We start from the raw sequence: 26,577 nt of genomic DNA, 5'->3' as shown, positions 1-26,577 counted from the left end.
CACCTCGCAGGAATCCACGGCGGAGACCTGCGGAGTGCGCGATCCGACGCGCGAGGCGGAGGCGGCGGTCGCCGTCAGATGACGCCCTGAGCGAGCATCGCGGCGGCGACCCGCTCGAACCCGGCGATGTTGGCCCCCGCGACGTAGTCGCCGGAGCGGTCGTAGCGCTCGGCGGCGTCGAAGGCGGCAGTGTGGATGTCGGCCATGATCTCGCGCAGCTTGTTCTCGCTGGCGTCGAAGCTCCAGCGCTGCCGCGAGGCGTTCTGGCTCATCTCGAGCGCCGACGTCGCCACGCCGCCCGCGTTCGCGGCCTTGCCGGGCGCGAACAGCACGCCGGCGCTCTGGAAGGCGTCGACGGCTGCCGGGACGCACGGCATGTTCGCGCCCTCGGACACGGCGCGCACGCCGTTCGCGATCAGGGCCTCGGCGCCCGCGAGATCGAGCTCGTTCTGCGTGGCGGACGGCACGGCGATGTCCACCGGGACCTCCCACACGCTGCCGCCTTCGACGAAGCGCGCGCCGGGACGGCGGTTCGCGTACTCGACGATGCGAGCTCGTTCGACCTCCTTGAGCTGGCGGAGCAGATCGACGTCGATGCCGGCGTCGTCGACGACGTAGCCGGAGGAGTCGGATGCCGTCACAGCGACGGCTCCGAGCTGCGCCGCCTTCTGGATCGCGTAGATGGCGACGTTGCCTGAGCCCGAGACGCCCACGCGCTTGCCCTCGAGCGAGTCGCCGTGCACGCCGAGCATCTCCTGGGCGAAGAAGACCGCGCCGTAGCCGGTGGCCTCCGTGCGGACCTCCGCACCGCCCCAGCCCGTGCCCTTGCCGGTGAACATCCCGGACTCGTGACGGTTGGTGATCTTGCGGTACTGGCCGAACAGATAGCCGATCTCGCGGCCGCCGACGCCGATGTCGCCTGCGGGGACGTCGGTGTGCTCGCCGAGGTGGCGGTACAGCTCGTTCATGAACGACTGGCAGAAGCGCATGATCTCGGCATCCGATCGGCCGTGCGGGTCGAAGTCCGACCCGCCCTTGCCGCCGCCGATGCCCTGTCCGGTCAACGCGTTCTTGAAGATCTGCTCGAAGCCGAGGAACTTGATGATCGAGAGGTTCACCGACGGGTGGAAGCGCAGGCCTCCCTTGTACGGGCCGAGCACCGACGAGAACTGGATGCGGTAGCCGCGGTTGACCTGCAGACGGCCGGCGTCGTCGACCCACGGCACCCGGAACAGGATCTGACGCTCGGGCTCGACCAGGCGCTCGAGGATCCCGCCGTCGACGTACTCCGGGTTCCGCTCCAGGACCGGGGCGATCGAGTGCAGCACCTCGTGCACGGCCTGCTGGAACTCGGGCTCGTTCGGGCTGCGGGTCAGGACGGTGTCGAAGACGGGCTGCACCGAGTCGGCGAGCGGCTGGAAGTCGGCGGAAGGCGAAGAGGTCACGCGGGAGCTTTCTGATCGGGGGAGTGCGGTGCGTGCGATCGTGTCGCGTGAGGGGTCGCCGGATCGGGCGGAATCCTCACTCTAGCGGGCAGGCCGACGGCCGAGATCGCACATCGGAATGCCCGTGATCGTCGGGGTGGTGGGGGTCACCCGGTGTTCTGGAGACCGGCGGCCACGCCGCTGACGGACAGCAGCAGAAGCCGTCGCTGCTCGTCCTCCGAACCCGAGCCGAGCGCGTCAGCGGGTTCCCGCAGGGCGCGCAGCGCCCGCAGCTGGAGCAGCGAGAGGGCGTCGACGTACGGCGTCCGCAGCTGCACCGCGCGCTGGAGGATCGGCTTGTTCTCGAGCAGCCCCACGCCGCCGGTCAGGCGGATCACCCACTCGCGGGTCAGGGCCATCTCATCGAGGACGAGCTGCGCGAGGTCGTCGCGGTCGCCGAGAGCGAGGTACTGGCGGGCGATGCGCTCGTCGGTCTTCGCGAGGCTCATGGCCACGTTGTCGATCATGGTGCGCAGCAGCGGCCACTCCCGATAGGCCTCGGTGAGGCGGGCCTCGTCGCCCACGGCCGCGAGCGCCGTGCCGAGCCCGAACCACCCGGCGAGGTTGATGCGGGCCTGCGTCCACGCGAACACCCACGGGATCGCCCGCAGGTCCTCCAGCGACTCGACCGACAGCCCTCGGCGGGCGGGGCGCGAGCCGAGCGCGAGCAGACCGATCTCCTCCATCGGCGTGACCGTGGCGAACCAGGGCGCGAACCCCTCCGCCTTCACGAGCGAGAAGAAGCGCTCCCGCGACGAGCGGTCCATGACCGCGGCGATGTCGGCGAAGCGCGAGGCGGCGTCGCTCGTGCGCTGCTCGACGGTCGGCGACGATGCGAGCAGCGTCGCCGCGGCGACCTGATCGATGTGGCGCATCGCGATCGCGGGCTCGCCGTACCGGGCGAAGATCACCTCACCCTGCTCCGTGAGCTTGAAGCGTCCGTCGACCGAGTGCGGCGGCTGCGCGAGGATCGCCGAGTTCGCCGGTCCGCCGCCACGGCCGAGGGCCCCGCCGCGGCCGTGGAAGAGCGTCAGCTCGATGCCTTCGTCCTTGGCCCACTGCGCGATCTTCTCCTGCGCCTCATACAGGGCGAGGTTCGCGGCGACGGGGCCGACGTCCTTCGACGAGTCGGAGTAGCCGAGCATGACCTCGAGCCGGTTGCCGGTCGCCGCCATGCGGGCCCGGAACTCGGGGAACGTGACGACCTCGGCGAGGATGGCGGGCGCCGCCTGCAGGTCGGCGAACGTCTCGAAGAGCGGGACGACGTCGAGCACCGGGGCGTTCTCGCCGAGTGCGTGCCTCGCGAGCCGGTGCACGTTCGCGAGGTCGGAGGCCGCCTGCGTGAACGACACGACGTACCGCCCTGCCGCGCGCAGACCCCTGTCGCCCTGGATCTCGGCGATGGCGCGGAAGACCTCGAGCACTTCCTCCGTCTGCGCGCTGATCGCCTCTCCGGCCTCGAGCTCCGCGAGGGCGTTCGCGTGCACCTGGGAGTGCTGGCGGACCTCGAGCTCGGTCAGGTGGAAGCCGTACGTCTCGACCTGCCAGATGAGATGCTGCACGCCCCCGAACGCATGGCGCCGGGCGCCGGCGTCCGCCAGCGACGACTGCACGGCGCGCAGGTCGGCGAGGAGCTCCTCGGGGTCCTCGTAGCGCTGCTCGTCGCCGCGCCGCGTCGCGGCCACGCGGTGGGCGAGGGCGAGCAGCACGCGGCGGTGCGGCTCGCCGGGGGAGCGCGCGCCGAGCTCGTCGGCGAGCAGCGGCTCGGCCTCGCCGAACCGCTGCCAGAGGGCCGCGACGGCGTCGCTCGGGGGCGTGTCCTCGGCGTCGAGCGTGAGCGTGCGACCGATGCGCTCGAGGGCGCGCTCGAGTCCGCGCAGCACGTGATCGGACGCGATCCGGGAGGCTTCGCGGGTGACGGATGCCGTCACGAACGGGTTGCCGTCGCGGTCGCCGCCGACCCACGATCCGATGCGCACGAACGCGGGGACGACCGGTGCGCTCGCCCCGGACTCGTCGCCGCGGAGGGCGTCGTCGATGCGGCGGTAGACGTGCGGCACCGTGGTGAACAGCGTCTCGTCGAAGACGCCCATCACGGTGCGCACCTCGTCGGTCGGCGACGGCTTCTGCGCCCGCAGCGGGGCGGTGCGCCACAGCGTGTCGATCTCCTCCAGCATCCGGCGCCGAGCGCGGTGCTGCTCCGCACCGCCCTCGCTCGCGGCATCGTGCTGCGTGAGCAGCTCGGAGAGCCGGCGGATGCCGGACGACACCGCCCGACGGCGCGCCTCGGTCGGGTGCGCGGTGAAGACCGGGTGGAAGCGCAGCCCCTCGAGTCGGCGTCGCGCCTCGTCGTCGCCCACCTCCGCCTTCAGCCGGGCGTATGCCGTGGCGACGGTGTCGGCCGCCTCCTCCCGTCCGGGCTGGCCGGCGCGCTCCCGGAGCACGCGCACGCGCTGGTGCTCCTCGGCGAGGTTGACGAGGTGGAAGTAGCAGGTGAAGGCGCGGGCCACCTCGTCGGCGCGCTCGATGCTGAACGACTCCGCGATGGAGGCCGCGCGCTCGAACGCGTCCGAGGTCTCCTCGTCATAGGCCTGGATGGTGGCGAGGCGCAGTCGCTCGACGTCCTCGAAGAGGTCGTCGCCGCCCGCTTCGCGCAGCACCTGGCCGAGGAGGGCGCCGAGCATCCTGACATCGGAGCGCATGGCGTCCGGGATGCCGCGGCCCGCTTCGAAGCGACCGATGATGCGGATGGCCGAGGTGTCGGTGGGCTCGGGAAAGGCGTGTTCGGGGGTCACCGTTCGAGAGTATCCCGCGAGAGGGGGGTGCTCTGCACGCATGACGGCGCGCGACGTCCGGTCCGCCCGGCGACCTAGCATGGAGGCGATGCGCATCTCGGCGAACCCCCTCCGCGGCCAGCAGTTCCCGGCCGTCCTCCTGCTGCTCGCGGCGGGTCTCGGACTCCTCCTGGCCAATCTGCCGACCCACGACGCTCTCGCCGCCGTGCTCGACCTGCACATCGCCGTGCCGGGGACGAGTCTCGACCTTTCCATCGTCGATTGGGTGTCCGAGGGACTGCTCGCGATCTTCTTCCTGGTCGTCGCGATCGAGCTGCGGCACGAGCTGACCCACGGCGAGCTCGACTCCCCGCGCAAGGCCGTGCAGCCCGCGATCGCGGCGGCCGGCGGGGTGCTGGTGCCCATCGCCGTGTACCTGCTCATCGCGGGCGGCGGAACGACCGCGACGGGCTGGCCGATCCCCACGGCGACCGACATCGCCTTCGCGCTCGGCGTGCTCGCGATGTTCGGCCGCGGGCTCCCCTCGACGGTGCGGGTGTTCCTCCTCGCGCTCGCCATCCTCGACGACATCATCGGGATCGTCTTCATCGCCGTCCTGTTCGCGCACGACGTGCAGTGGCTGCCGCTCCTGCTCGCCGCGGTCGCGGCCGCCGTCTTCTGGGCCCTGAGTCGCGCCCTGCACGCCCGCGGTCACGCCGCGGTCGCCGTCGCGATGGCGGTCGTCGGCGTCCTGGCATGGGGACTCGTCGCGGCATCCGGCATCCACGCGACCATCGCCGGTGTGCTCCTCGGGCTCGTGATGTCACCTGTTCCGGCCGCGCGCACGCGCCACGCTCTCGAGCCGACCGTGAACGGACTGATCCTGCCGGTGTTCGCGTTCGTCGCCGCGTTCGTGGTGATCCCCGCCGTGTCGCCGACCGAGCTCTCGCCCGCGTTCTGGGGCATCGTGGTCGCTCTCCCGGTCGGCAAGATCGTCGGGATCAGCCTGTTCGGATGGATCGCGATGCGCATCCGTCCCCGCGGTGCGGCTCCCGCGCTGCCCTTCGGGGACATCCTGGCCGCCGGCGCCCTCGGCGGCATCGGATTCACGGTGTCGCTGCTGCTCGCGAACCTCGCCTTCGCGGCGCAGCCCGGCATCCGCGATCAGGCGATCCTCGGCGTGCTCGTGGGGTCGCTCATCGCCCTGGTGCTCGCGGGAGCGATCGTGTCGCTGCGCGCGCGCCGGTACCGGCGGCTGGCGTCAGCGGCATCGTGACGCCGCACGGGGCTCGACGGACGGCAGGATGAGGGCATGACGAAGGAGGACCGATGACTGCTCGATCGGACGACCCGCTGCGCACCGCCGCGGACGTCATGCGACAGGTGCGCGAGCGCTGCGTGTGGTCGCAGCGCATCACGCACCGCGACCTCGTGCCCTACCTGATCGAGGAGTCCCACGAGGTGATCGAGGCCGTCGAGGGCGGATCGCGGGACGATCTGCGCGAGGAGCTCGGGGATCTGCTGTGGCAGGTGCTGTTCCATGCGGCGATCGCGGCGCAGGATCCCGACGACCCCTTCGACATCGACGACGTCGCGACGACTCTCTCCGAGAAGATGGTGCGCCGGCACCCGCACGTGTTCGCCGGCGAGGTCGCGACGACCCCCGAGGAGGTCCTCGTGCACTGGAACGCCGCGAAGGCCGCGGAGAAGCGCACGCGCCGCAGCGTCCTCGACGGCGTGCCGCGCGGCATGCCCGCCCTCGCGCTCGCGCAGAAGCTCGTCGGACGCGCGGCCGGGGCCGGTGTCGTCACGCCGGCCGTCGACGACCGGGAATCGCAGCCGCTCGGATCCGAGGAGGAGCTGGGCGCCGCCCTGCTCGGCCTCGTGGCCACCGCCCGTGCCCACGGCTGGGACGCCGAGCGGGCGCTGCGCGAGCGGCTGCGGGGACTCGAGGACGACGTCCGCGCGGCCGAACGCGAGGGCTGAGCCCGCGCGCACAGCCGCCCCCGCGACACGGCGTACGCCGGCGACCTGGGACAATGGTGTCGTGGCCACTGTGAACCCGCCGCGCGGAATGCGCGACATCCTCCCCGCCGACAAGACCCGCCGCGAGAGCGTGCTCTCCGTCATCCGCGACCGCTACCGGTCGCACGGATTCGACGAGATCGAGACGCCGGCGCTCGAGGAGTACTCACGACTGCACGCCGGCATCGGCGGCGACAACGAGAAGCTCGCCTACAACGTGCTGCGCCGCGGCCTCGACGCCGACGCCATCAGAGCGGGAGCCGACGACCAGGCGGCGCTCGCCGATCTCGGGCTGCGATACGACCTGACGGTGCCGCTCGCCCGCTTCTATGCGAGCAATCGCGCGCAGCTGCCCGGGGTCTTCCGCGCCATCCAGATCGGACCGGTGTGGCGCGCGGAGCGCCCGCAGAAGGGCCGATACCGCCAATTCGTCCAGTGCGACATCGACATCATCGGCGATGACTCCGCCCGCGCCGAGGCGGAGCTCATGGTGGCCTCGCTCGATGCGGTGGACGCCCTCGGCCTCGAGGGGGCGACCGTCCGCATCAACGACCGGCGCGCCCTCGACTGGATGCTCGACAGCTTCGGCTTCACGGTCGAGGAGCGCCCCGGTGTCCTCATCACGATCGACAAGCTCGACAAGATCGGCCCGGACGGCGTCGCGGCCGAGCTGCGGGAGCGCGGCGCGGAGGCCTCGGCGGTCGACGCCTTCGAGGCGTTCCTCCGACGTCCCCAGACGAGGGAGTACACGCCGTACGGCGAGCGTCAGGTGCGCACGGCGCTGCCCGAGGGGGCACCCGACGAGATCGTGCAGCACCTCGTCGGGATCGGCGAGGCCGTCGCCGCGGGCCGCGGCGCCACCGACATCCCGCTGGTGTTCGATCCGTTCCTCGTACGCGGCATGGGGTACTACACCGGCACCATCTTCGAGCTCGCGCACCCGTCCGTCAGCTACTCGCTCGGCGGGGGAGGACGGTACGACGGCATGATCGGCCGCTTCCTCGGACAGCAGGTCCCGGCGGTCGGGTTCTCCCTCGGGTTCGAGCGGCTCGTCGACCTCGTCGAGACGGGCGCGGATGCCGGTGCGCAGTCGGTGGTCCTGGTCCACGACGCGGACGTCCCCGTGGCGGAGCTCGTCGCCCACAAGGCCGCGCTCGTCGCGACCGGCGCCCGCGTGCGTCTCGAGCGTCGCACGAAGAACCTCAAGGCGCTGCTCGAGCGGTCCGCGGCCGACGGCTACGGCGCGTTCGCGACCGTGGTCGCGGGGGCCACGACGCTGGAGCTCAAGCCGCTGGCCTGACCGGGGGACGGTCGCCTTTCGACGGCGACCGCGTTCACTCGCCGTTCACGGCGATCGAGTCGAATCGCGGCATGCGCCGTCATCCTCTCGTCGCCGTCATGGGCGTCTCCGCGGGTGCCGTTGCGGCGGCCGCTGTCGTGATCGGCGTCAGGGTGGTCCTGACCCGGCAGGCGGCGATCGCCCGCCGGCGCATCGGAAAGCCGCTCGGCGAGCAGTCGATCGACGCCGATCGGGTGTGGCGGCGATCGCTCGACGGCGTGCCCGTCGAGCTGCTCGTGCTCGGCGACTCGCTGGCTGCGGGGCTGGGCGCGCAACGGCGCAAGGAGACGCTCGGCGGCCGGCTCGCGAAAGGCGTGGCCCGACGCATGCACCGTCCCGTGCACCTGCGCACGGGAGCCGTCGTCGGGTCGGAGTCGCCCGACCTCGCCGGCCAGCTGGCGCTGCTGCCGGCCGACTACGCACCGCACGTCGCGGTGATCGTGGTCGGCGGCAACGACGTCACGCATCGCCTTCCCGTCGCCGTCTCGACGCTGCATCTGCGCGAGACGATCGCGGACCTCCGGCGTCGCGGCGCAGAGGTCGTGGTGGGCACGTGCCCCGATCTCGGCGCGCTGCGTCCGGTGCCGCAGCCTCTTCGACGACTGATCTCGAGCATGTCGCGTCGTCTCGCCGACGCACAGGCCGAGACGGCCCGAGCGGCCGGCGCGCACCCGGTCGATCTGCGCCGCGCCGTGGGTCCGATGTTCTTCGACGACCCCGAGGCCATGTTCAGCCTCGATCGGTTCCATCCGAGCGCGCTCGGGTACCGGCGCACGGCCGAGGCGCTGCTGCCGGAGACGTGCGCCGCCGCGGCTGCCGCCCTCGGCGCGCGCCGTCCGCGGGACGGGTGCTGACGAGGGGGCGCCGACGTCGCAGCCTGATCAGCGCTCGAGACGCAGACGGATCGCGCGGTACAGCACGCCTGCGAGCACGACCGCGGTCCCGACGAGCGACGCCAGCACGGGGAGGGTGTTCACGAGGAGCAGGCAGCCCAGCGCGCCGACCACCTGCAGGAGGCGCGGATAGCGCCGGACCTCCGAGGGCTGGCGGAAGGCCGCGGCGTTCGCGATGAGGTAGTACAGCAGCACTCCGAACGACGAGAAGCCGATCGCGTCGCGGAGATCCGCCACGAGCACGACGGTGACGACGAGGACGCCGATCGCGATCTCGGCGCGTCGGGGCACCTGATGCCGGTCGTCGATCCGTGCGAGGAATCGCGGAAGGTCCCGATCGCGCGCCATGGCCAGCGTCGTGCGTCCGATTCCGGTGAGCAGGGCGAGCAGCGCCCCGAGAGAGGCCGCGGCCGCCGCGATGCGGACCACGGGTGCGAGCGCCGACCATCCGCTGACAGCGAGTGCATCGGCGAGGGGTGCCGAGCTCGCGGCCGCGTCGCCGCCGAGGACGACGACGACCGTGATCGCCACGGCGGTGTACACCGCGACGGCGCCGGCGAGCGCGAGGACGATCGCGCGGGGGATCGTGCGGGCGGGATCCACGACCTCCTCGCCCATCGTGGCGATGCGGGCGTACCCGGCGAACGCGAAGAAGAGCAGACCGGCTCCCTGCAGCACGCCGTACGCGGTCGCGTCGGGGAGCGGGGGAGCCGCCACGTTCGCGGCGCCACCGAGTCCGGCGGCGACGACGACGGCGAGCCCCAGCAGTGAGCACGCCACGAGGATGCGGGTGACGAGCGCCGTGCGGGTCACGCCCATGCAGTTGACGCCCACGAGCGCGACGACGGCGATGACAGCGGTCGGGGTCCGCCATCCGGCGGGAGCGGCGTACGCCGCGAACGTCATGGCCATGGCCGCGCAGCTGGCGATCTTGCCGATCACGAAGCTCCATCCGGCGACGAATCCCCACCACGGTCCGATCTCCGCCCTGGCGTACGCGTAGGTCCCGCCGGCGACCGGATGCACGGCGGCGAGCTGTGCGGACGCGGTGGCGTTGCAGAACGCGACCAGCGCCGCGATGGCGAGTGCGACGAGGATGCCGCTGCCGGCGGCCCCGAGCGCGGGCGCCCAGACCGAGAACACGCCGGCGCCGATCATCGAGCCGAGGCCGATGGCGACGGCGTCGCCGAGTCGCAGGCGGCGGGCGAGGGGCATCCCGTCATCGTCGCACGCACGGGTGAACGACCGGTGTCGAGAGCCCGATGCCGACGCCGATGCGACCGTCCGCGGGGAGAGCTTGTGCGAATTGTTCTAGTTGTCATAGAATTACTAGTGGAAGAGGGAGGCTCGAATGCTGATCCGCGTCGATACCGAGAGCGCCCGGCCGCTCTACGATCAGGTGGCCGCCTCGATCCGCGCCGACCTGCTCGCGGGCGCTCTGTCGCCGGGAGACCGGCTGCCGGCCGCCCGCGACGTCGCGGCCGCGCTGCAGATCAACCAGCACACGGTGCTGCACGCCTATCAGCGGCTGCGCGACGAGGGGCTGATCGAGCTGCGTCGCGGCCGGGGCGCTGTGATCTCCGGCGCGGCCGCCCCGCTCGTGGAGCTCGCGCACGAGATCGATCGCCTCGTGGATCGTGCGCGAGGTCTCGGAGTGTCGGCCGAGACGCTGGCCGGGATCATCGGCTCGCACGCCGACGCGCCGCCACCCGCCCTCGATCCCCGGAGCGATCTCCGCGATCCGCTCGACCCACCGCATCCGCACGACCCCGAGGAGGCACAGCGATGAACACGCCACGAACCGATGCCGTCCGGCAGCCCGAGGTGCGGCGCGCCCGACGGATCTTCGTCATCGTCGCCGTGCTGTTCCCCCTCGTGGTGACGGCGATCGGCATCGTCCTGCTCCTCGGCTGGCTGCCCTCGTTCCCCGATCCCGTCGCCATCCACTGGGGCGTCGGAGGAGCGGACGGGTTCGCCCCGGCGTCCGCGTATCTCTGGCTTCTCCTCGCCGTCGGACTCGGGATCCCCCTTCTGCTCGTGATCGCCACGCTCGTCTCCGTGGGCACGCAGTGGGGTGGCGCCGCGCGACTCCTCGGCGCCTTCGCCGCGGGGATGTCGATCTTCGCCCTCGCCCTGAGTCTCGGCTCCCTCGCGGTGCAGCGCGACCTCGGACCCGACTCGGAGGTCCCCGGCATCGGCGGCGTGATGGGCCTGGCGTTCGCCGGCTTCCTCGGCGTCGGCGCCCTCGCGTGGGCGGTGCAGCCGCGTGTGCGGACGGCTCCGGGGCGATCGCTCGCACCGCGACAGGACGTGCGGGTGGCTGCGGGGGAGCGGGTCGTCTGGCTCGCGACCGCGACCATGCCGCTCGGCGCCCTCGTCTTCCTCGCCACGGTGCTCGCCGGTCTCGTCGCGCTCGCCGTGTTCATGGTGACCACGGGCATCGCCGGTGGGTGGGTGGTCGCTGTCGTGGCGGTCGTCGTCACGGTCGCGATCGCAGCCACGGCCTCGTACCGCATCCGCGTCACGCCCGAGGGCTTCAGCGCCCGGGCCGTGATCGGTCGGCCGCGCATCGAGATCCCGCTCGCCGAGGTCGAGCACGCCCGCGCCGTCGACATCTCGCCGTTCGGGGAGTTCGGCGGCTGGGGGTGGCGGGTCTCGGTCGACGGGCGATCCGGCATCGTGATGCGCCGCGGTCCGGCGATCGAGATCGCTCGGCGCGGGCGCGGAGCCTTCATCGTCACCGTCGACGGCGCCGAGGAGGCCGCGGCCCTGCTCCAGGCCTATGCGGACCGGGCGGCGCGCGCTGCTTGACGCGCACCACGGCCGGCCGGTTGGCTGACCTCATGGAATCGACTCCCTCCGCATGGTCCGACGCGGACGCCTACCTCGCCGACCTCCTGGTCGGGCACGACGCCGCCCTCGAGGAGGCCCTCGCCGCTCAGCGTGAGGCGGGGATGCCCGAGATCGAGGTGGCGCCCGTCGCCGGCAAGCTCCTCAACCTCGTGGCGCGCATCAGCGGCGCGCGCCGTGTGCTCGAGATCGGCACGCTGGGCGGGTACTCGACGATCTGGCTGGCGCGGGCCGTCGGCCCCGACGGCCGGGTCGTCACGATCGAGGCGGAGGCGGACAACGCCGCGATCGCGCGGGCCAGCATCGACGCCGCCGGCGTCGGCGATCGGGTCGACATCCGCGTCGGGAGGGGCGCCGAGGTGCTTCCCACGCTCGTCGGCGGCTTCGACCTCGTCTTCATCGACGCCGACAAGGAGTCGAACACGATCTACCTCGACTGGGCCGCGAGGCTCGGCCGCCCCGGGACGGTGATCGTCCTCGACAACATCGGTCGCGACGGCGAGATCGTGCGCGACGACACGACCGACTCGAAGGTGATCGGCACGCGAGAGGGGCTCCGGATGCTCGCGGAGGACCCTCGCTTCGACGCGACGGCGCTGCAGACCGTCGGCCTCAAGGGCTGGGACGGCTTCGCGCTCGCCGTCGTGGTGTGACGAGGCCGTCTCGGACCCCGGCGCGGCGACGACGGCGGGCTAGACTGGGCGCGGATCGACGACGCTCCACACACCCTTCCCCTGAACAAGGAGCACATCAGTGGCACTGATCGAGGCTGTAGGCGCACGCGAGATTCTGGACTCGCGCGGGAACCCGACCGTCGAGGTGGAGGTGCTCCTCGATGACGGCGTCGTCCAGCGGGCGGCCGTCCCCTCCGGCGCATCGACGGGCGCCTTCGAGGCGTACGAGCTGCGCGACGGCGACAAGAGCCGCTACGGCGGCAAGGGCGTCCTCAAGGCCGTCGACGCCATCATCGACGAGCTCGGCCCGGCTCTCGAGGGCGTCGAGGCGAGCGAGCAGCGCATCGTCGACGAGATCCTCATCGAGACCGACGGCACCGACAACAAGCAGCGCACGGGTGCGAACGCCATCCTCGGAGTCAGCCTCGCCGTCGCCAAGGCCGCGGCCGATTCGGCCGACCTGCCCCTGTTCCGCTACCTCGGCGGCCCGAACGCACACGTCCTGCCCGTCCCGCTGTTCAACGTCATCAACGGCGGCGAGCACGCCGACAACGGCATCGACATGCAGGAGTTCTTCCTCGCTCCGATCGGCGCCGAGACCTACTCGGAGTCGCTCCGCTGGGGCGTCGAGACCTACCACGTGCTGCGCAGCGAGCTGAAGGCCGCGGGGTACGCGACCGGGCTCGGCGACGAGGGCGGGTTCGCCCCCGACCTGCCCAGCAACCGCGAGGGCCTCGACTTCCTGGTCAAGGCGATCGAGAAGGCCGGCTTCACCCCCGGCACCGACATCGCGCTCGGCCTCGACGTCGCCGCCACCGAGTTCTTCTCCGACGGCGTGTACCGCCTCGACAACAAGGACTGGAGCGGCCCCGAGCTGATCGAGTACTACCAGGGGCTCGTGAACGACTTCCCGATCGTCACGATCGAGGACGCTCTCGCCGAGGACGACTGGGACAACTGGAAGCTCCTCACCGACGCCCTGGGCTCCAAGGTCCAGCTCGTCGGCGACGACCTCTTCGTCACGAACCCGTCCCGTCTGGCCGACGGCATCGCGCGCGGCGTCGCCAACTCGCTGCTCGTCAAGGTCAATCAGATCGGAACGCTCACCGAGACGTTCGACGCCGTCAGCCTCGCGCAGCGCTCGGGCTACACGGCGATGCTGTCGCACCGCTCGGGCGAGACCGAGGACACCACGATCGCCGACCTCGTCGTCGCGACGAACGCGGGTCAGATCAAGGCGGGTGCGCCTGCTCGCAGCGAGCGCGTCGCGAAGTACAATCAGCTTCTGCGCATCGAAGAGGAGCTGGGCGACGCGGCGGTCTTCGCCGGGCGCTCGGCGTTCCCGCGCTACCAGGGCTGACCGCAGCTGAGACATGCACACGCCGTTCGCTGAACGGCACGAAGGAGGAGCCGTGGCACGACGACCGGCTCCTCCTTCCGCGTCTCCCGGGAGCTCGCGGCCGCAGACCGCTCCGTCCGCACGGCGGCGCCCGACCGGTTCGGCCGCCCGGACGGCCCGCACCGCGGGGGACCGTCGCGTCGACGTGCGCGAGTGGGCCTCCGGCATCCGCCTGTCCGCGTTCTCGGTGATCATGCTCTCGCTCGTCGTCCTCGGCGCCTGGGTCCTGGTCCCGACGCTCGGCACGTTCATCGACCAGCGCCAGAAGATCGCCGCGCTGGAGCAGTCGATCCAGGTCTCGGAGGACGAGATCACCGCCCTCGAGAAGGAGCGGGAGCGCTGGGATGACCCGGCGTTCATCACGACCCAGGCGCGGGAGCGCCTCTACTACGTCAAGCCCGGCGAGGTCGTGTACCTCATCGACAACGATCTCGACCCGGCGGCTCTGCCGCAGGAGCAGGGACCGGTGAGCGACACGCTCGAGGAGACGCCGTCGGACTGGATGCCGCAGCTGCTGCGCACGCTGACCGCGGCGGGTCTGAGCGACACCGCCGTCGTCGCGCCCTGAGCCGTCCTGTCCTGAGCCGTCGCACCTGCGCGTCGCCGGGCCCCCTCGAAGAATCCTCACGGCATGCTCCCGTACCCTGGAGGGGTGACCACGCCGCCTTTCCCCGCCCCCACGACCGCCGAGCTCGCCGTGGTGTCGGCGCAGTTGGGACGCCCCGCGCGCGGAGTCGTCGGCGTCGCGGCACGGTGCGCCTGCGGCAACCCCACCGTGGTGGCCACCTCGCCGAGGCTCGCCGACGGGACGCCGTTCCCCACGTTCTACTACCTGACGCACCCGGCGGCGACCGCGGCGATGTCGACTCTCGAGGCAGCGCACGTCATGCCCGAGCTCGCGGCACGCCTGGCCGACGACGAGGACGTCGCCGCGGCATACGTCACCGCGCACGAGGTGTATCTCGCCGACCGCGCGCAGTTCGGCGAGGTGCCCGAGATCGACGGCATCTCCGCCGGCGGCATGCCCACGCGCGTCAAGTGCCTGCACGCGCTCGCCGGCCATGCGCTGGCCGCGGGCGCGGGCGTGAACCCCATCGGCGACGAGGCGCTCGTGCGGTCTGCGTGGTCGCCGGACGTGTGCCGGTGCGTCGACCCTGGCGCGGCCCTCCGCGAGGACGAGGCGTCGTCGGCATGAGCCCGCGCCGGAGGCTGCGGAGCGTCGTCGCGATGGCGGCGGTCGTGGCGTCCGTCCTGCTCCTCGGCGCCGCCGCGACCCCTCCGCCCGTCCCGGACGACCCCGCCGACCCGACGCGCGCGCTGGAGTACTGGCTCGACGGCGCGCGCATCCGCGACGCGTGGCAGACGACGCGCGGAGACGGCGTGAAGATCGCCGTGATCGACACCGGCATCGGGAAGGTGCCAGGAGTGTTCGACGAGGCGGTCGCCGGCGGCACCGACGTGTCGGGCACCGGGTCGACCGACGGCCGCACGCCGCTCGGGGCGATCGACGGCGATCACGGATCGTGGGTCGCATCGCTGGCGGCCGGTCGGGGCGCTCCCGACGGCACGGGCATGATCGGGGTCGCCCCCGAGGCCGACCTGCTGTCGATCTCGGTGGGCTTCGGCGCCGCCGCGGCCGTGCCTTTCACGGAGCAGGTCGCGGAGGGCATGCGATGGGCGGTCGACAACGGCGCCGACATCATCAATCTCTCGTTCACCACGAACACCCTCGACTGGGACCGGAGCTGGGACGACGCGTTCCTCTACGCCTTCGAGCACGACGTCGTCGTCGTGGTCGCGGCGGGGAACCGGGGGAGCGGCACGAACATCATCGGCGCTCCCGCCACCATCCCCGGCGTCCTCACGGTGGGCGGCGTCGACCAGACGGGCACCGCGAGCATCGAGGCATCGACGCAGGGCATCACGATCGGCATCGCGGCGCCGAGCGAAGGGCTCCTGGGGGTCTCCGCCGACGGCGAGATCGCACGCTGGAGCGGCACGAGCGGCGCGGCGCCGATCGTCGCGGGGATCGCGGCCCTGGTACGGTCCGCGCACCCCGACATGAACGCCGCGAACGTCATCAACCGCATCATCAGGACCGCCATCCCCGTCGACGGGATGACGCGGACGCCGGATCCGCTGTACGGATACGGACTCGTCGACGCTGCCGCCGCGGTGACCGCCGATGTCCCCACCGTCACGGCGAACCCGATGGGTGATCTCGCGGAGTGGGTCCGCGTGTTCCGTCGCGCCGAGACCGTCCCGCAGCCCGAGCCGTCGGCGGCGCCGGTCGAGGTGCCGCCGCTGCCGGCGGCCGACGCGCCCACCGAGCCCGGTTCACCGCTGCTTCCCAGCGCCGAATCCGTGCGCTACGGTACCCTGCCGCTCATCGCGCTCACAGTCCCTGGTATCCTGGTAGCGCTTGGCGTCACCGCAGCTGCCCGGCGCATCCGATCGGCGCGCGCTCGCACGCCACATTCCTGACTCTAGGAGTTGTCCCCCTGTGCCTCAGAACAGCACTGTGCCCAAGATTCTGATCGTCGGTGGAGGCTACGCAGGCTTCTACACGGCGTGGAAGCTGGAGAAGCACCTTCGCAAGGGTGAAGCCGACGTGACCATGGTCGACCCGCTGCCGTACATGACGTACCAGCCGTTCCTCCCCGAGGTCGCCGCCGGCTCCATCGAGGCCCGCCACTCGGTGGTCGCCCACCGTCGCCACCTCAAGCGCACCCACGTGCTCACGGCGAAGGTGACCAACATCAACCACGCCGAGAAGGTCGCGACGATCACGCCGCCCCTGGGCGAGCCGTACGAGTTCGCCTACGACCAGATCGTCGTGACCGCAGGCGCCGTCTCGCGCACGTTCCCGATCCCGGGCATCGCGGACAACGCCATCGGCCTCAAGACGATCGAGGAGGCCGTCGCGATCCGCGACCGCCTGATGTCGAACTTCGACAAGGCGGCCTCCGTGCCTGCCGGTCCCGAGCGCGACCGCCTGCTCACCGTGGTCGTCGTCGGCGGCGGCTTCGCCGGCATCGAGGTCTTCGCGGAGCTCCGCTCCCTCGCCTCCGCCCTGGTCTCGAAGTACCCGCAGATCACGTTCGAGGACACGCACTTCCACCTCATCGAGGCCATGGGCCGCATCATGCCCGAGGTCTCGCTGCCCACGAGCGAGTGGGTCCTCAAGGATCTCGCGAAGCGCGGCGCCAACGTGCATCTCGACACGCAGCTCACGAGCGCGGTCGACGGCAACGTCGAGCTCTCCACCGGCGAGGTCATCCCGACCGATCTCATCGTCTGGACCGCCGGCGTGATGGCGAACCCGACCGTCGTGCGCGGCGGCGACCTGCCGGTCGAGGAACGCGGTCGCATCCAGACCCGCGCCGATCTCCGCGTCGGCACCCCCGAGGCGTTCGTCGAGGGCGCATGGGCTGCGGGCGACGTGTCGGCCGTTCCCGACCTGTCGGGCGGCGGCGTGGGCGGCTTCTGCGTTCCCAACGCCCAGCATGCCGTGCGTCAGGCGAAGCTCCTCGCGAAGAATCTCGTGGCGGTCCTGCGTGGCGAGGCTCCCAAGGACTACTTCCACAAGAACCTCGGCGCCGTCGCGGGCCTCGGCCTCTACAACGGCGTCTTCCAGTCCGGCAAGCTCGCGCTCAAGGGCTTCGTCGCCTGGGTCGCGCACCGTGGCTACCACGGTCTCGCGATGCCGACGTGGGAGCGCAAGTTCCGCGTCCTCTGGGGCTGGTGGAACAACCTGTGGCTCGGCCGCGACCTGGTGAACCTCGAGACCGTGCAGAACCCGCGGTACGTGTTCGAGGAGTTCGCTGCGCGCCCGCGCCCGGCCGCCAGCGCTCCGGCTCCGGCCACGACGGCTCCGGCCGCTCAGGCCACGGCCGCCGACAAGGCCGCGGGCGAGGAGCCCGCCGGAGCCAAGACCGGCGCCACGAAGCCGGCTGCCGAGAAGTCCGCAGCGAAGACGCCCGCGGAGGCCGCCTCCGCGAAGTGACCTCCCCGCTCGAACGCCCCGATCCCTCCGGATACGGGGCGTTCGTCGTCTCCAGCTCGCATCGCATTCATAGCTCTCACCACTACGGTCGGGAGCGCAAGGGGAGTACTCCCGACTGCGGTGGCGCCGTCACCACGGATCCGATGGCGGATCCCGGCCCACCGGCCCTCTCGGGTGGAGGAGACCTGGCGTCCGTCAACCGCGGACGGCCGAGGACCCCGCACCCGCACAGGATGCGATTTCCGTGGCCGTCCACACGCCACGTGAGGAACCGCATCATGGGAAAGCTCGACCGACTGCTCCGTCTCGCTGCAGGCGCTTTGGATCTCGACGTGGGCCGCGACCGCGGTGAGCGGCAGCGCGGTCGCTCGGCGGCGGGGACACCCGGGCGCGTGCCCGCCGACGGCTCCGCGCCCCCGGCCGATCGGTACACGCCGCCGGCCGACCGGTACACGCCGCCGGCTGACCGGTACACACCGCCGGCTGACCGGTACACGCCGCCGGCAGCAGGTCGAACAGGTGTCGGCCGCGGGACGGACGCCGACCGCGCGGCGATCGCGCGGTACGACTATCTGATGCAGACCGCCGATCCGCATCGCGTGGAGGAGATCCATCGCGAGGCATTCGCCCGGCTGAACCCGTCGCAGCGGGCGCAGGTGCAGGAGCGGATGAACGTCGAGCTCGCGCCTGCCGAGCGTCCCGCCTCGTCGTCGCCCGCTGATCTCGCGCGGGCGGCTGGACGCACAGAGGCAGGGCGGCCCGGCCGGATGCGCGGGCTCCTCTCGCGGGTCCGCGGAGGGGATGACGACGGCCGCGGCAGGGGCGGCCTCGGCGGGATCGCCGGCCTCGGCGCGGCAGGCGCCGTGGGCGGAGCCGCCGTGGGCGTGCTCGGTGTCGTGGCGGCCGGCGCGGTGGCGAGCAGCGTCGCCGGACCCCTGCTCGAGCAGGCGGCCGGTCTCGGGGTCGACTTCGACGCGCTCGCGCAGGGGATCGACGTCGAGGCCATCGCGAGCGGCGTCGGCTTCGACGGCCTGAGCGGTGTCGTCGAGGGTGTGACGGGCGCGGCCGACGGCTTCATCGGGTCGGCGGGCGAGGCCGTCTCCGGCTTCGGTGAGACGGCGGGGGAGTGGGGGCAGAAGCTCGGTGATCTCGGCATCCCCGGCATCGGCGATCTGTTCGGACGCTGAGCGGCGGCGTTCGACCCGGCCGAGTGCCCCCGCTGGGACTCGAACCCAGACTGAAGCGATTTTAAGTCGCCTGCCTCTGCCATTGGGCTACGGGGGCCGGGGGCGCGGGTCCCGCTCAGAGTACACGGGAACAGGATGGCGATGCCTCCGCGAGGGGAAGGAGACAGGCTTCCCAGCGCCCGCCTCCCCCGTGATGCTGCTGAGACAGCATCGTCACCCCCCGGCAATCGACCAGACGGTCGACGAGACCGCCTGACGACGGCCTCAATGATCAAGACGGGGCCGGAGAGCGATCATGACGCGCGTCTGAGCTGGTGTTCCGGAATATCGCGTGGGCGAGGTATCGGATCGCACGCCGTGCGACCCGGTCTCCGAAAGCGTGAGTCGGAGTGCCGGACGCCGTAGTGTGGGGGAGTGCTCGACCTCACCGCCGATCTGAGCCCCGCCCAGGGACCCTCCGCCGTCGTCCCCGAATGGCAGGACCCCGCACGCTACTGGCCGCGCCTCTCGGCGGCGACCGGGCACCTGCCCGCGCCCGTCGCCGTCATCGATCGCGAGGCGCTGCGGCACAACGCGATGGATCTGCTCGTGCGAGCGGGCGGCCTGCCGATCCGCGTGGCGTCGAAATCGGTGCGCGTCCGGTCCGTGCTCGACGCCGTGCTCGCGCTGCCCGGATATCGCGGGATCCTCGCGTTCACCCTGGCGGAGGCGCTGTGGCTCGCCGAGACCCACGACGACATCGTGCTCGGCTACCCGACGGTCGATCGGCAGGGGCTCGAGGATCTCTTCGCGTCCCAGACCGCCGTGCAGCGGATCACCCTGATGGTCGACGACCCGGCGCACCTCGACATCGTCGACAGTGTCGCTCCCGCCGGTGCCCGCCCGGAGATCCGCGTGGCCATCGACGCCGACGCGTCGCTCCGCTCCGCGGCGCTCGGGCACATCGGCGTTCGCCGCTCGGCCCTGTTCACGCCCGGCGAGGTGGCGGCGTTCGCTCGGCAGATCGTGCGTCGACCCGGGTTCCGGCTGGTCGGCCTGCAGATGTACGAAGCCCAGATCGCAGGGCAAGGCGATGCCGCGGGTCCTGATGCTCCCGTGATCCGTCTGATGCAGGCGCGCTCCCGCGCAGAGCTGCGCGAGCGTCGTGCGGCGATCGTGTCGGCGCTGAGGGACATCGCTCCGCTCGAGTTCCTCAACGGCGGCGGGACCGGGTCGCTGGAGTTCACCGGCAGCGACGAATCGCTCACGGAGGCGAGCGCGGGAAGCGGCCTGCTCGGCGGGCACCTGTTCGACGGCTACCGCTCGTTCCGGCCGGCACCGGCATCCGCTGTGGCGTTCGACGTCGTCCGTCGGCCCGCAGCGGACATCGCGACCGTGCTCGGCGGGGGCTGGATCGCTTCCGGACCGGCGGTGGCGTCGCGGCAGCCCCTGGCCGTCTGGCCCGACGGTCTGCGCACGCTCCCTCGCGAAGCGGCGGGCGAGGTGCAGACACCGCTGCAGGGGACGTCGGCACGGCAGCTCGGTGTAGGGGATCGCGTGTGGTTCCGACACGCCAAGAGCGGCGAGGGCGCGGAGCGCGTCGAGCGCTACCACCTGGTGTCCGGCGATGAGGTCGTCGACGAGCTGCCGACGTATCGCGGCGAAGGGAAGGCGTTCCTGTGACGAGAATCGGCGGCACCTGGCAGAACTGGGCCCGGTCGGCCGAGGTGCGGCCGATCCGGGTCGAGCGGCCCCGCAGCCCGGAGGGCGTGCAGCGCGCCGTCATCGCCGCCGCGGCGCACGGTCTCACGATCAAAGCGGTCGGCGCGGGACACAGCTTCACCGGGATAGCGATCGCCCCGGGGGTGCTCCTCGAACTCGACGACCTGCAGGGGCTGGTCTCGGCCGATGCGGCGACCGGTCGCGTCACGCTCCTCGCCGGCACGCGCCTCCACCGCGTACCGGGACTGCTCGCCCCGCACGGCCTCGCGATGGAGAACCTCGGCGACATCGACCGCCAGTCCATCGCGGGGGCCATCTCCACGGGGACCCACGGCACGGGAGCCGGCTTCGGCGGTCTCGCCGCGCAGGTCGTCGGTGTGACGATGGTCACCGCTGACGGCGCGTTCCGCCGCATCGACGACGAGCACGAACCCGAGCTGCTGCCGGCGGTCGCGCTCGGCCTCGGCGCCCTGGGGATCATCGTCGAGGTGACGCTGCAGTGCGTCCCCGCCTTCGTGCTGAGCGCGATCGACGAGCCGGCTCCGCTCGACGACGTGCTCGACTCTCTGCCCGAGCGGGTGTCCGAGGCGGACCACTTCGAGTTCTACTGGTTCCCGCACACGGACGTCGCACTGACCAAGACGCAGAGCCGGATGCCGGAATCGACCCGCCGTGCGCCGCTCCCCGTCCTCGGGAGGTGGGTCGACGAGACGCTGCTCTCCAACGGCGTCTACCGCGCGGTGTGTGGCGCCGGCCGGATCGCCCCGGCGATCACGCCGCCGTTCAATCGTCTGGCCGTGAAGCTCACCGGCGACCGACGGTACACCGACCTGTCGCACCGGGTGCTCACCCAGAGCCGCACGGTGCGCTTCCGCGAGATGGAGTACGCCCTCCCCGCCGAGCATGTGGTCGCGGCCTTCCGCGCCGTGCGCGCGGTGATCGAGGAGCGGGGCTGGCGCATCGAGTTCCCGATCGAGGTGCGCTTCACGGCCGCCGACGACCGCTGGCTGTCCACCGCGCACGGTCGGGCGACCGGGTACATCGCGGTGCACAGGTACTGGCGCGCGGACCCGACGGCGTACTTCGAGGCCGTGGAGCAGATCATGCTCGAGCACGGAGGGCGACCGCACTGGGGCAAGCTCCACACGCTCACGGCAGAGAGCCTGCAGGAGCGGTATCCGCGCTTCGACGATTTCGTCGCGCTGCGCGATCGCCTCGACCCCGAGCGGCGCTTCGCGAACCGCTATCTCGAGCGGGTCCTCGGCGAGTGATCGGCGCGTGCGATCCGCGCGCCGCACCCAGTCGACGCGCAGACAGCGCCGGTAGGATGAGACAAACACGAGGAAGGGTGGGCCTCTGATGGAATGGCTCGTGCCGGTACTGATCGTCGTCGGAGTGATCCTGCTCGCGGGGATCTATCTCTGGGCGACGTACAACTCGCTGGTGCAGCTCAAAGTCCGCGTCGACGAGGCCTGGAGCGGCATCACCGTCCAGCTGAAGCGCCGGGCCGACCTCATCCCGAACCTCATCGAGACGGTCAAGGGATACGCGTCGCACGAGAAGGCCGTCTTCGAGAACGTCACGCGCGCTCGCGCCGAGACCCTGTCCGCGGGCAGTCCCGGCGAGGCGGGCATCGCAGAGGGACACCTGCAGCAGGCGCTGCGCAGCCTCTTCGCGGTCGCGGAGGCGTATCCGCAGCTCCAGGCCAGCCAGAACTTCCTGCAACTGCAGCAGTCCCTCGTCGACACGGAGGACAAGATCCAGGCCGCGCGCCGCTTCTACAACGGCGGCGTCCGCGAGCTCAACACCAAGATCAAGGTGTTCCCCAACAACCTGTTCGCGAAGGGGCTCGGCTTCACCGAGCGCGAGTTCTTCGAGGTCGCCGACAGCGGCGCGATCTCCGAACCCCCGCGCGTCCAGTTCTGACGGACTCACGCAGGAGGCCCGGTGCGCGATGATGCACCGGGCCTCCTGCGTTTCCGGCGCTCACCACACGTCGAGGCGCAGCCGCCCCTCCGACAGCACGACGTCTCCGCGCACCGCCCAGGAGTCGGTGCGATACGTCTCGGTCCTCGGGGCGCCGTCCTGACCCGTGCCCGTGACCGTCGCGACGAGGATGCCGTCGTCCGCCACGAAGCCCTGACCGTCGGGATCGAGCTCGAGCACGGGCAGCCGCTCGATGCGGAGCGCGGCGTCGTCGACCGTCGCGAACTCGGTGCCCCAGGGGATCCGGATGCCGCAGCCCGCGCTCGCGGTGCCACCCGGCATGCCGTCGGCCGCGCACTGCTCGAGATGCTCGTCGAGCTCCGCCTGCGCGAGCGCTCGCACGTCCGGCGACGGCGATGGGGCCGCAGTGGGGGTCGTCGTGGTCTCCGGATCGGGGCGCGGCGCCGATGCCTGCCACACCCACACCGCGATGACGGCAGCCAGCACGACGGCCGCTCCGACCGCCAGCCACCGTGTGCGCCGGCTCACGCCACGCTCTCCCTCAGATGCACGTGCCGCCGGACGGAGGCGTCCGTGCTCGCCAGCGCGGCATGCAGAGCGGGAGCCGCCGTTCCCCATCCCGAGACGGAGACGTTCTCGAGACCCTGCCAGACCGCCGCGAGGGCGACCTGGGGGGCGATGGCGGCGATGTCGGCGGACGGATCCGCCTGCGGCTCCCACCACGCCGACTGGACCTGCAGGGTCGAGGTGGCGCGATCGGCCTTGAGATCCATCCGCGCGACGATGCGGTCGCCGACGAGCACGGGCAGCGAGTAGTAGCCGTAGCGGCGCTTCTCGGCCGGGACGTAGATCTCGATCCGGTAGTCCAGGTCGAAGGCGCGGAGCGCGCGATCACGGAACCAGACGACGGGGTCGAACGGGGTGAGGATCGCTGCGGCGTCCACACGGCGCGGGAGCACCGCGTCGCGGTGCCGCCATGCGGCGATCGGGCGCCCGCCGCGCTCCCACCCTCGGACGCGGACGGGGAGGAGCTCGCCCTCGTCGACGAGATCGGCGATCGACTGCGTCACCGCGCCACGATCACGGATGCGGTAGTAGTCCGAGAGGTCCGCCTGTGTGGCGACGCCCGACGACCTCGCGGCGCGGCGCACCAGCTCGCGGATCGCGTCCGCACGGGGGATCTCCCTGGCCAGGACGGCGTCGGGGATGACCTGCTCGGCGAGGGCATAGGTCCGCTCGAAGCCCTTCCGGCCGCTGATCGCCACATCGCCGGTGCGCCAGAGATGCTCGAGGGCGAGCTTCACGTCGTCCCAGTCCCACCACGTGCCTCGCTCCCGCGGCGCGTCGGCTCTCAGGTCGGCGGGCCTCAGCGGGCCGCGCACGCGGAGCTCGTCCTGGACCCACTGCAGCGTGCGAGCGTTCTCCGCAGCCCAGGACCCCTCGCCCCATCGTGCACGGAAGCGATCCATGCGGAAGCGCCAGAGCGGCCAGTCGTCGACGGGGATGAACGTCGCCTCGTGCGCGAGATATTCCACGTAGTGGGTCGTCCGCGACAGGAAGACCCGGTCGAGGAGGGCGGGATCGTAGGCGCCGAGCCGGGAGAAGAACGGCATGTAGTGGGAGCGCGCGAACACGTTGACGGAGTCGATCTGCAGCACGCCGAGGCGCTCCATCGCCCGATGCAGATGCCGCGCGGCGACCGTCGCCGGCCGTGCGCGGGTGAAGCCCTGCGCAGCCAGCGCGATGCGGCGGGCCTGGGCGGAGCTGAGGGTGTCTGTCACGCCGTCAGCGTAGCGCCGGGCGCCGACATCCACGACGTCGGCCGTCGTGCGCGCTCACGGCAGCGCCGTAGACTTGGGCGATGAGCGATGAGCGGCGTTCCTGGCTGACAGACCTGTTCCGTCCGCGCCCCGTCTCCACGGACCGCACCGTCTCGACGGAGGCCGATGACGCCGTGCCGCTCCCGCTGCGCGTGACGGCGGGCTACGCGTGGCGGCTGCTGCTGATCGCCGCCGCCGGCGGCGTGTTCATCTGGCTCGTCATGCTGCTCAAGCTCCTGGTCATCCCGCTCATGGTCGGCATCCTCATCACGGCCCTGCTGTGGCCGGCGTTCGGCTGGATGCTGCGGCACCGGTTCCCGCGCTGGGCCGCGATCGCGATCTCCCTGCTCGGCACGGCCGCGATCGTCGCGGGTCTGCTCTGGCTCGTGATCTGGCAGGTGCGGGCAGAGCTGCCGAAGGTGCAGGAGAGCTCAGCGCAGGCGTTCGACCAGTTCCAGGTCTGGCTGCACGAGGGGCCGCTCAGCCTGTCCGACACGCAGATCTCCGACTACCTCGATCAGGGACTCGCCTTCCTCAACGAGCAGGCCCAGGCGCTGTGGTCCGGGGCTCTCGCGATCGGGACCACGGTGGGCCACGTCGCCACGGGGGCCCTGCTGTCGCTGTTCATCCTCATCTGCCTGCTCGCCGACGGCGCCGGGATCTGGCGGTGGACGCTCAAGCTCTTCCCGCGTTCCGCGCGGCCCGCGGCCGACGGTGCGGCCAGGAACGGCTGGGCGACGATCGTGAACTACGCGCGCACCCAGCTGTTCGTCGCGACCATCGACGCCATCGGCATCGGCTTGGGCGCCTTCCTGCTGCAGGTGCCTCTTGCGCTGCCGGTCGCCGTGCTCGTGTTCCTGGGCTCGTTCATCCCGATCGTGGGCGCGGTCGTCACGGGCGCCGTCGCCGTCTTCCTCGCCCTCGTCTACAACGGGCCCTGGATCGCCCTCTGGATGCTCCTGGTCGTCCTGGGCGTCCAGCAGATCGAGGGCCATATCCTGCAGCCCCTGCTGATGGGCTCCGCCGTCAAGGTGCATCCGCTCGCCGTCGTCCTCGTGGTCGCGGGCGGCGCGATGATCGCCGGCATCCCCGGCGCGCTCTTCGCCGTGCCCTTGGCCGCATTCGTCAACGTCGCCGCCGTCACCATCAGCTCGGGGTCATGGCGGACGGGGGTCGGCCCGAGTGGCGACCTCATCTGGAGTACGGTTCCGCGACAGCGGAGAGGGAGGAATCAGTGAGCGAAGTCCCCAGCCTGACCGAGTTCGAGAACGCAGCTCAGAGTCTGGCTGAGGTGATCACGCACACGCCGGCTCTGCCCTCGCGGGCTCTCACCGACGCCCTCGGCGCCCCCGTGCTGCTGAAGATGGAGAACCTCCAGCGCACCGGCTCCTTCAAGATCCGCGGGGCGGCGTACCGGCTGTCGCGGCTGAGCGCGGAGGAGCGCTCGCGCGGCGTCGTGGCCGCCTCCGCAGGCAACCACGCGCAGGGCGTCGCGCTCGCGGCGCAGGCCCTCGGCATCCCCGCCACCATCTTCATGCCTCTCGGCGTGCCCGTCCCCAAGCTCCTCGCCACGCGCGGTTACGGAGCGGAGGTCGTGCTCGAGGGCGAGACGGTCGCGACGTCCCTGCGGCTCGCTGCCGAGTTCTCCGAGCGCACCGGGGCGGTCCTCATCCACCCGTTCGACCACCGCGACGTCATCATCGGTCAGGGCACCCTCGGACTCGAGCTGCTCGACGACGTGCCGGAGGTCGACACGATCGTGCTGGGCATCGGCGGGGGAGGGCTCATCGCCGGCGTCGCCGCCGCGGTCAAGGCGCGCGCCGCGGAGCGGGGACGCGAGGTGCGCATCGTCGGCGTGCAGGCCGAGAACGCCGCCGCAGTGCCGCCGTCGCTCGAGGCCGGACATCCCGTCGACATCGTGACCAGGCCGACCATCGCCGACGGCATCCTGGTCGCCCGCCCCGGAGCGATCCCCTTCGACATCATCAAGGACCTCGTCGACGAGGTCGTCACCGTCTCCGACGACGACCTGGCGCGAGCGATCCTCATCCTGCTCGAGCAGGCGAAGGTCGTCGTCGAGCCGGCCGGCGCGGCGGGCGTGGCGGCGATCCTCGCGGGCAAGGTCACGGCGACCGGCACCACGATGGCCGTGCTCTCCGGCGGCAACATCGATCCGCTGCTGCTGCAGCGCGTCGTGTCCCACGGCCTCGCCGCCTCGGGACGCTACCTCACCATCCGCATCCCGCTGCCCGACCGGCCGGGGCAGCTGGCGCGCGTGTCCGAGCTCATCGCGGAGGCGGGAGCGAACGTCATCGAGGCGATGCACACCCGGCACGGTCACGGTCTGCAGATCAGCGAGGTGATCCTCGAGCTCAGCGTGGAGACCCGCGGTGCGGAGCACTCCGAGCACACGCTCGACACGCTCCGGCGGGCCGGCTTCCAGCCGATCGTCGTCCCCGACTGAGTCGCGTCCCCCCC

23 protein-coding genes and 1 tRNA gene are annotated in these 26,577 nt (G+C 71.8%); 18 read left to right on the top strand and 6 right to left on the bottom strand.

Translation table 11 applies throughout. The features are described 5' to 3' along the window. Positions 1-74: 74 nt before the first annotated feature. Positions 75-1,445 (bottom strand): NADP-specific glutamate dehydrogenase, encoded by a 1,371-nt coding sequence (gdhA, locus tag A4X16_RS16095; RefSeq protein WP_067122577.1) that lies wholly within the window; start codon positions 1,443-1,445, stop codon positions 75-77. Between the two features lie 146 nt (positions 1,446-1,591). After that, on the bottom strand, positions 1,592-4,279 hold the full coding sequence (locus tag A4X16_RS16090) for a phosphoenolpyruvate carboxylase (protein ID WP_067122574.1): 2,688 nt from the start codon (positions 4,277-4,279) through the stop codon (positions 1,592-1,594). A gap of 88 nt (positions 4,280-4,367) precedes the next feature. Here A4X16_RS16090 and A4X16_RS16085 point away from each other — a divergent pair, with 88 nt between their 5' ends. The 4 genes from A4X16_RS16085 (at position 4,368) to A4X16_RS16070 (ending at position 8,476) form a co-directional block, all read left to right on the top strand. Further along, positions 4,368-5,534, top strand: coding sequence for a Na+/H+ antiporter NhaA (locus A4X16_RS16085; RefSeq protein WP_067122673.1), 1,167 nt, complete (start codon positions 4,368-4,370; stop codon positions 5,532-5,534). A 53-nt stretch (positions 5,535-5,587) separates the two neighbouring features. Then, positions 5,588-6,244 (top strand): MazG family protein, encoded by a 657-nt coding sequence (locus tag A4X16_RS16080; protein ID WP_067122572.1) that lies wholly within the window; start codon positions 5,588-5,590, stop codon positions 6,242-6,244. An 88-nt stretch (positions 6,245-6,332) separates the two neighbouring features. Next, on the top strand, positions 6,333-7,583 hold the full coding sequence (hisS, locus tag A4X16_RS16075) for a histidine--tRNA ligase (protein WP_067122569.1): 1,251 nt from the start codon (positions 6,333-6,335) through the stop codon (positions 7,581-7,583). A 71-nt stretch (positions 7,584-7,654) separates the two neighbouring features. Continuing rightward, positions 7,655-8,476, top strand: a complete 822-nt coding sequence (locus A4X16_RS16070) for an SGNH/GDSL hydrolase family protein (protein ID WP_082914519.1) — start codon at positions 7,655-7,657, stop codon at positions 8,474-8,476. A 27-nt stretch (positions 8,477-8,503) separates the two neighbouring features. Here A4X16_RS16070 and A4X16_RS16065 read toward each other — a convergent pair whose 3' ends face one another. Then, positions 8,504-9,730 carry an APC family permease gene (locus A4X16_RS16065; RefSeq protein WP_067122567.1) on the bottom strand — a complete coding sequence of 409 codons (1,227 nt, stop codon included), beginning with the start codon at positions 9,728-9,730 and terminating at the stop codon, positions 8,504-8,506. Positions 9,731-9,866: 136 nt separating this feature from the next. Between A4X16_RS16065 and A4X16_RS16060 the strand changes: the two genes are divergently transcribed. From A4X16_RS16060 to A4X16_RS16020, 9 genes are all read left to right on the top strand, one after another. Then, on the top strand, positions 9,867-10,304 hold the full coding sequence (locus tag A4X16_RS16060; RefSeq protein ID WP_082914518.1) for a GntR family transcriptional regulator: 438 nt from the start codon (positions 9,867-9,869) through the stop codon (positions 10,302-10,304). Then, complete coding sequence (locus tag A4X16_RS16055; RefSeq protein ID WP_067122565.1) at positions 10,301-11,326, top strand: DUF1648 domain-containing protein; 1,026 nt, start codon at positions 10,301-10,303, stop codon at positions 11,324-11,326. The genes A4X16_RS16060 and A4X16_RS16055 overlap by 4 nt, the downstream gene beginning before the upstream one ends. 32 nt (positions 11,327-11,358) lie before the next feature. Then, positions 11,359-12,018, top strand: a complete 660-nt coding sequence (locus tag A4X16_RS16050) for an O-methyltransferase (RefSeq protein ID WP_067122562.1) — start codon at positions 11,359-11,361, stop codon at positions 12,016-12,018. Positions 12,019-12,118: 100 nt separating this feature from the next. After that, positions 12,119-13,399 carry a phosphopyruvate hydratase gene (gene eno, locus A4X16_RS16045; RefSeq protein ID WP_067122560.1) on the top strand — a complete coding sequence of 427 codons (1,281 nt, stop codon included), beginning with the start codon at positions 12,119-12,121 and terminating at the stop codon, positions 13,397-13,399. Positions 13,400-13,451: 52 nt separating this feature from the next. Continuing rightward, positions 13,452-14,006, top strand: a complete 555-nt coding sequence (locus A4X16_RS17620; protein ID WP_231880402.1) for an FtsB family cell division protein — start codon at positions 13,452-13,454, stop codon at positions 14,004-14,006. An 84-nt stretch (positions 14,007-14,090) separates the two neighbouring features. Then, positions 14,091-14,633 (top strand): DUF501 domain-containing protein, encoded by a 543-nt coding sequence (locus A4X16_RS16035; RefSeq protein ID WP_067122557.1) that lies wholly within the window; start codon positions 14,091-14,093, stop codon positions 14,631-14,633. Beyond that, the gene (locus tag A4X16_RS16030; protein ID WP_067122554.1) at positions 14,630-15,922 is read left to right on the top strand and encodes a S8 family peptidase; all 1,293 of its coding nucleotides are present in this window, start codon (positions 14,630-14,632) and stop codon (positions 15,920-15,922) included. Before A4X16_RS16035 ends, A4X16_RS16030 begins: the two co-directional genes overlap by 4 nt. A 37-nt stretch (positions 15,923-15,959) precedes the next feature. Continuing rightward, positions 15,960-17,444, top strand: coding sequence for an NAD(P)/FAD-dependent oxidoreductase (locus A4X16_RS16025; protein ID WP_067122552.1), 1,485 nt, complete (start codon positions 15,960-15,962; stop codon positions 17,442-17,444). A 278-nt stretch (positions 17,445-17,722) separates the two neighbouring features. Further along, positions 17,723-18,631 (top strand): hypothetical protein, encoded by a 909-nt coding sequence (locus tag A4X16_RS16020; RefSeq protein ID WP_067122549.1) that lies wholly within the window; start codon positions 17,723-17,725, stop codon positions 18,629-18,631. Between the two features lie 24 nt (positions 18,632-18,655). Here the strand turns inward: A4X16_RS16020 and A4X16_RS16015 are convergent. Beyond that, positions 18,656-18,728 (bottom strand) — tRNA-Leu (locus A4X16_RS16015). Positions 18,729-19,045: 317 nt separating this feature from the next. Between A4X16_RS16015 and A4X16_RS16010 the strand changes: the two genes are divergently transcribed. From A4X16_RS16010 to A4X16_RS16000, 3 genes are all read left to right on the top strand, one after another. After that, a complete protein-coding gene (locus tag A4X16_RS16010; protein WP_067122545.1) occupies positions 19,046-20,293 on the top strand; it encodes an alanine racemase in 1,248 nt (415 codons plus the stop codon). Further along, a complete protein-coding gene (locus tag A4X16_RS16005) occupies positions 20,290-21,603 on the top strand; it encodes a D-arabinono-1,4-lactone oxidase (RefSeq protein ID WP_067122542.1) in 1,314 nt (437 codons plus the stop codon). The genes A4X16_RS16010 and A4X16_RS16005 overlap by 4 nt, the downstream gene beginning before the upstream one ends. Positions 21,604-21,691: 88 nt before the next feature. Further along, the gene (locus tag A4X16_RS16000) at positions 21,692-22,258 is read left to right on the top strand and encodes a LemA family protein (RefSeq protein ID WP_067122539.1); all 567 of its coding nucleotides are present in this window, start codon (positions 21,692-21,694) and stop codon (positions 22,256-22,258) included. Positions 22,259-22,318: 60 nt separating this feature from the next. Here the strand turns inward: A4X16_RS16000 and A4X16_RS15995 are convergent, their stop codons facing one another. Beyond that, positions 22,319-22,807 carry a hypothetical protein gene (locus A4X16_RS15995; protein WP_067122536.1) on the bottom strand — a complete coding sequence of 163 codons (489 nt, stop codon included), beginning with the start codon at positions 22,805-22,807 and terminating at the stop codon, positions 22,319-22,321. After that, complete coding sequence (locus tag A4X16_RS15990; protein ID WP_067122664.1) at positions 22,804-24,060, bottom strand: winged helix-turn-helix domain-containing protein; 1,257 nt, start codon at positions 24,058-24,060, stop codon at positions 22,804-22,806. Before A4X16_RS15990 ends, A4X16_RS15995 begins: the two co-directional genes overlap by 4 nt. Positions 24,061-24,140: 80 nt before the next feature. Here A4X16_RS15990 and A4X16_RS15985 point away from each other — a divergent pair, with 80 nt between their 5' ends. Beyond that, the gene (locus A4X16_RS15985) at positions 24,141-25,337 is read left to right on the top strand and encodes an AI-2E family transporter (protein WP_067122533.1); all 1,197 of its coding nucleotides are present in this window, start codon (positions 24,141-24,143) and stop codon (positions 25,335-25,337) included. Then, complete coding sequence (gene ilvA, locus A4X16_RS15980; RefSeq protein WP_067122530.1) at positions 25,334-26,563, top strand: threonine ammonia-lyase; 1,230 nt, start codon at positions 25,334-25,336, stop codon at positions 26,561-26,563. The genes A4X16_RS15985 and ilvA overlap by 4 nt, the downstream gene beginning before the upstream one ends. Positions 26,564-26,577: the final 14 nt, after the last annotated feature.

Source organism: Microbacterium sp. H83 (assembly GCF_001650405.1).
GTDB lineage: Bacteria > Actinomycetota > Actinomycetes > Actinomycetales > Microbacteriaceae > Microbacterium.
Note: the sequence above shows the minus strand (reverse complement) of the source record. Positions and strands in the feature narration are given on the sequence as shown.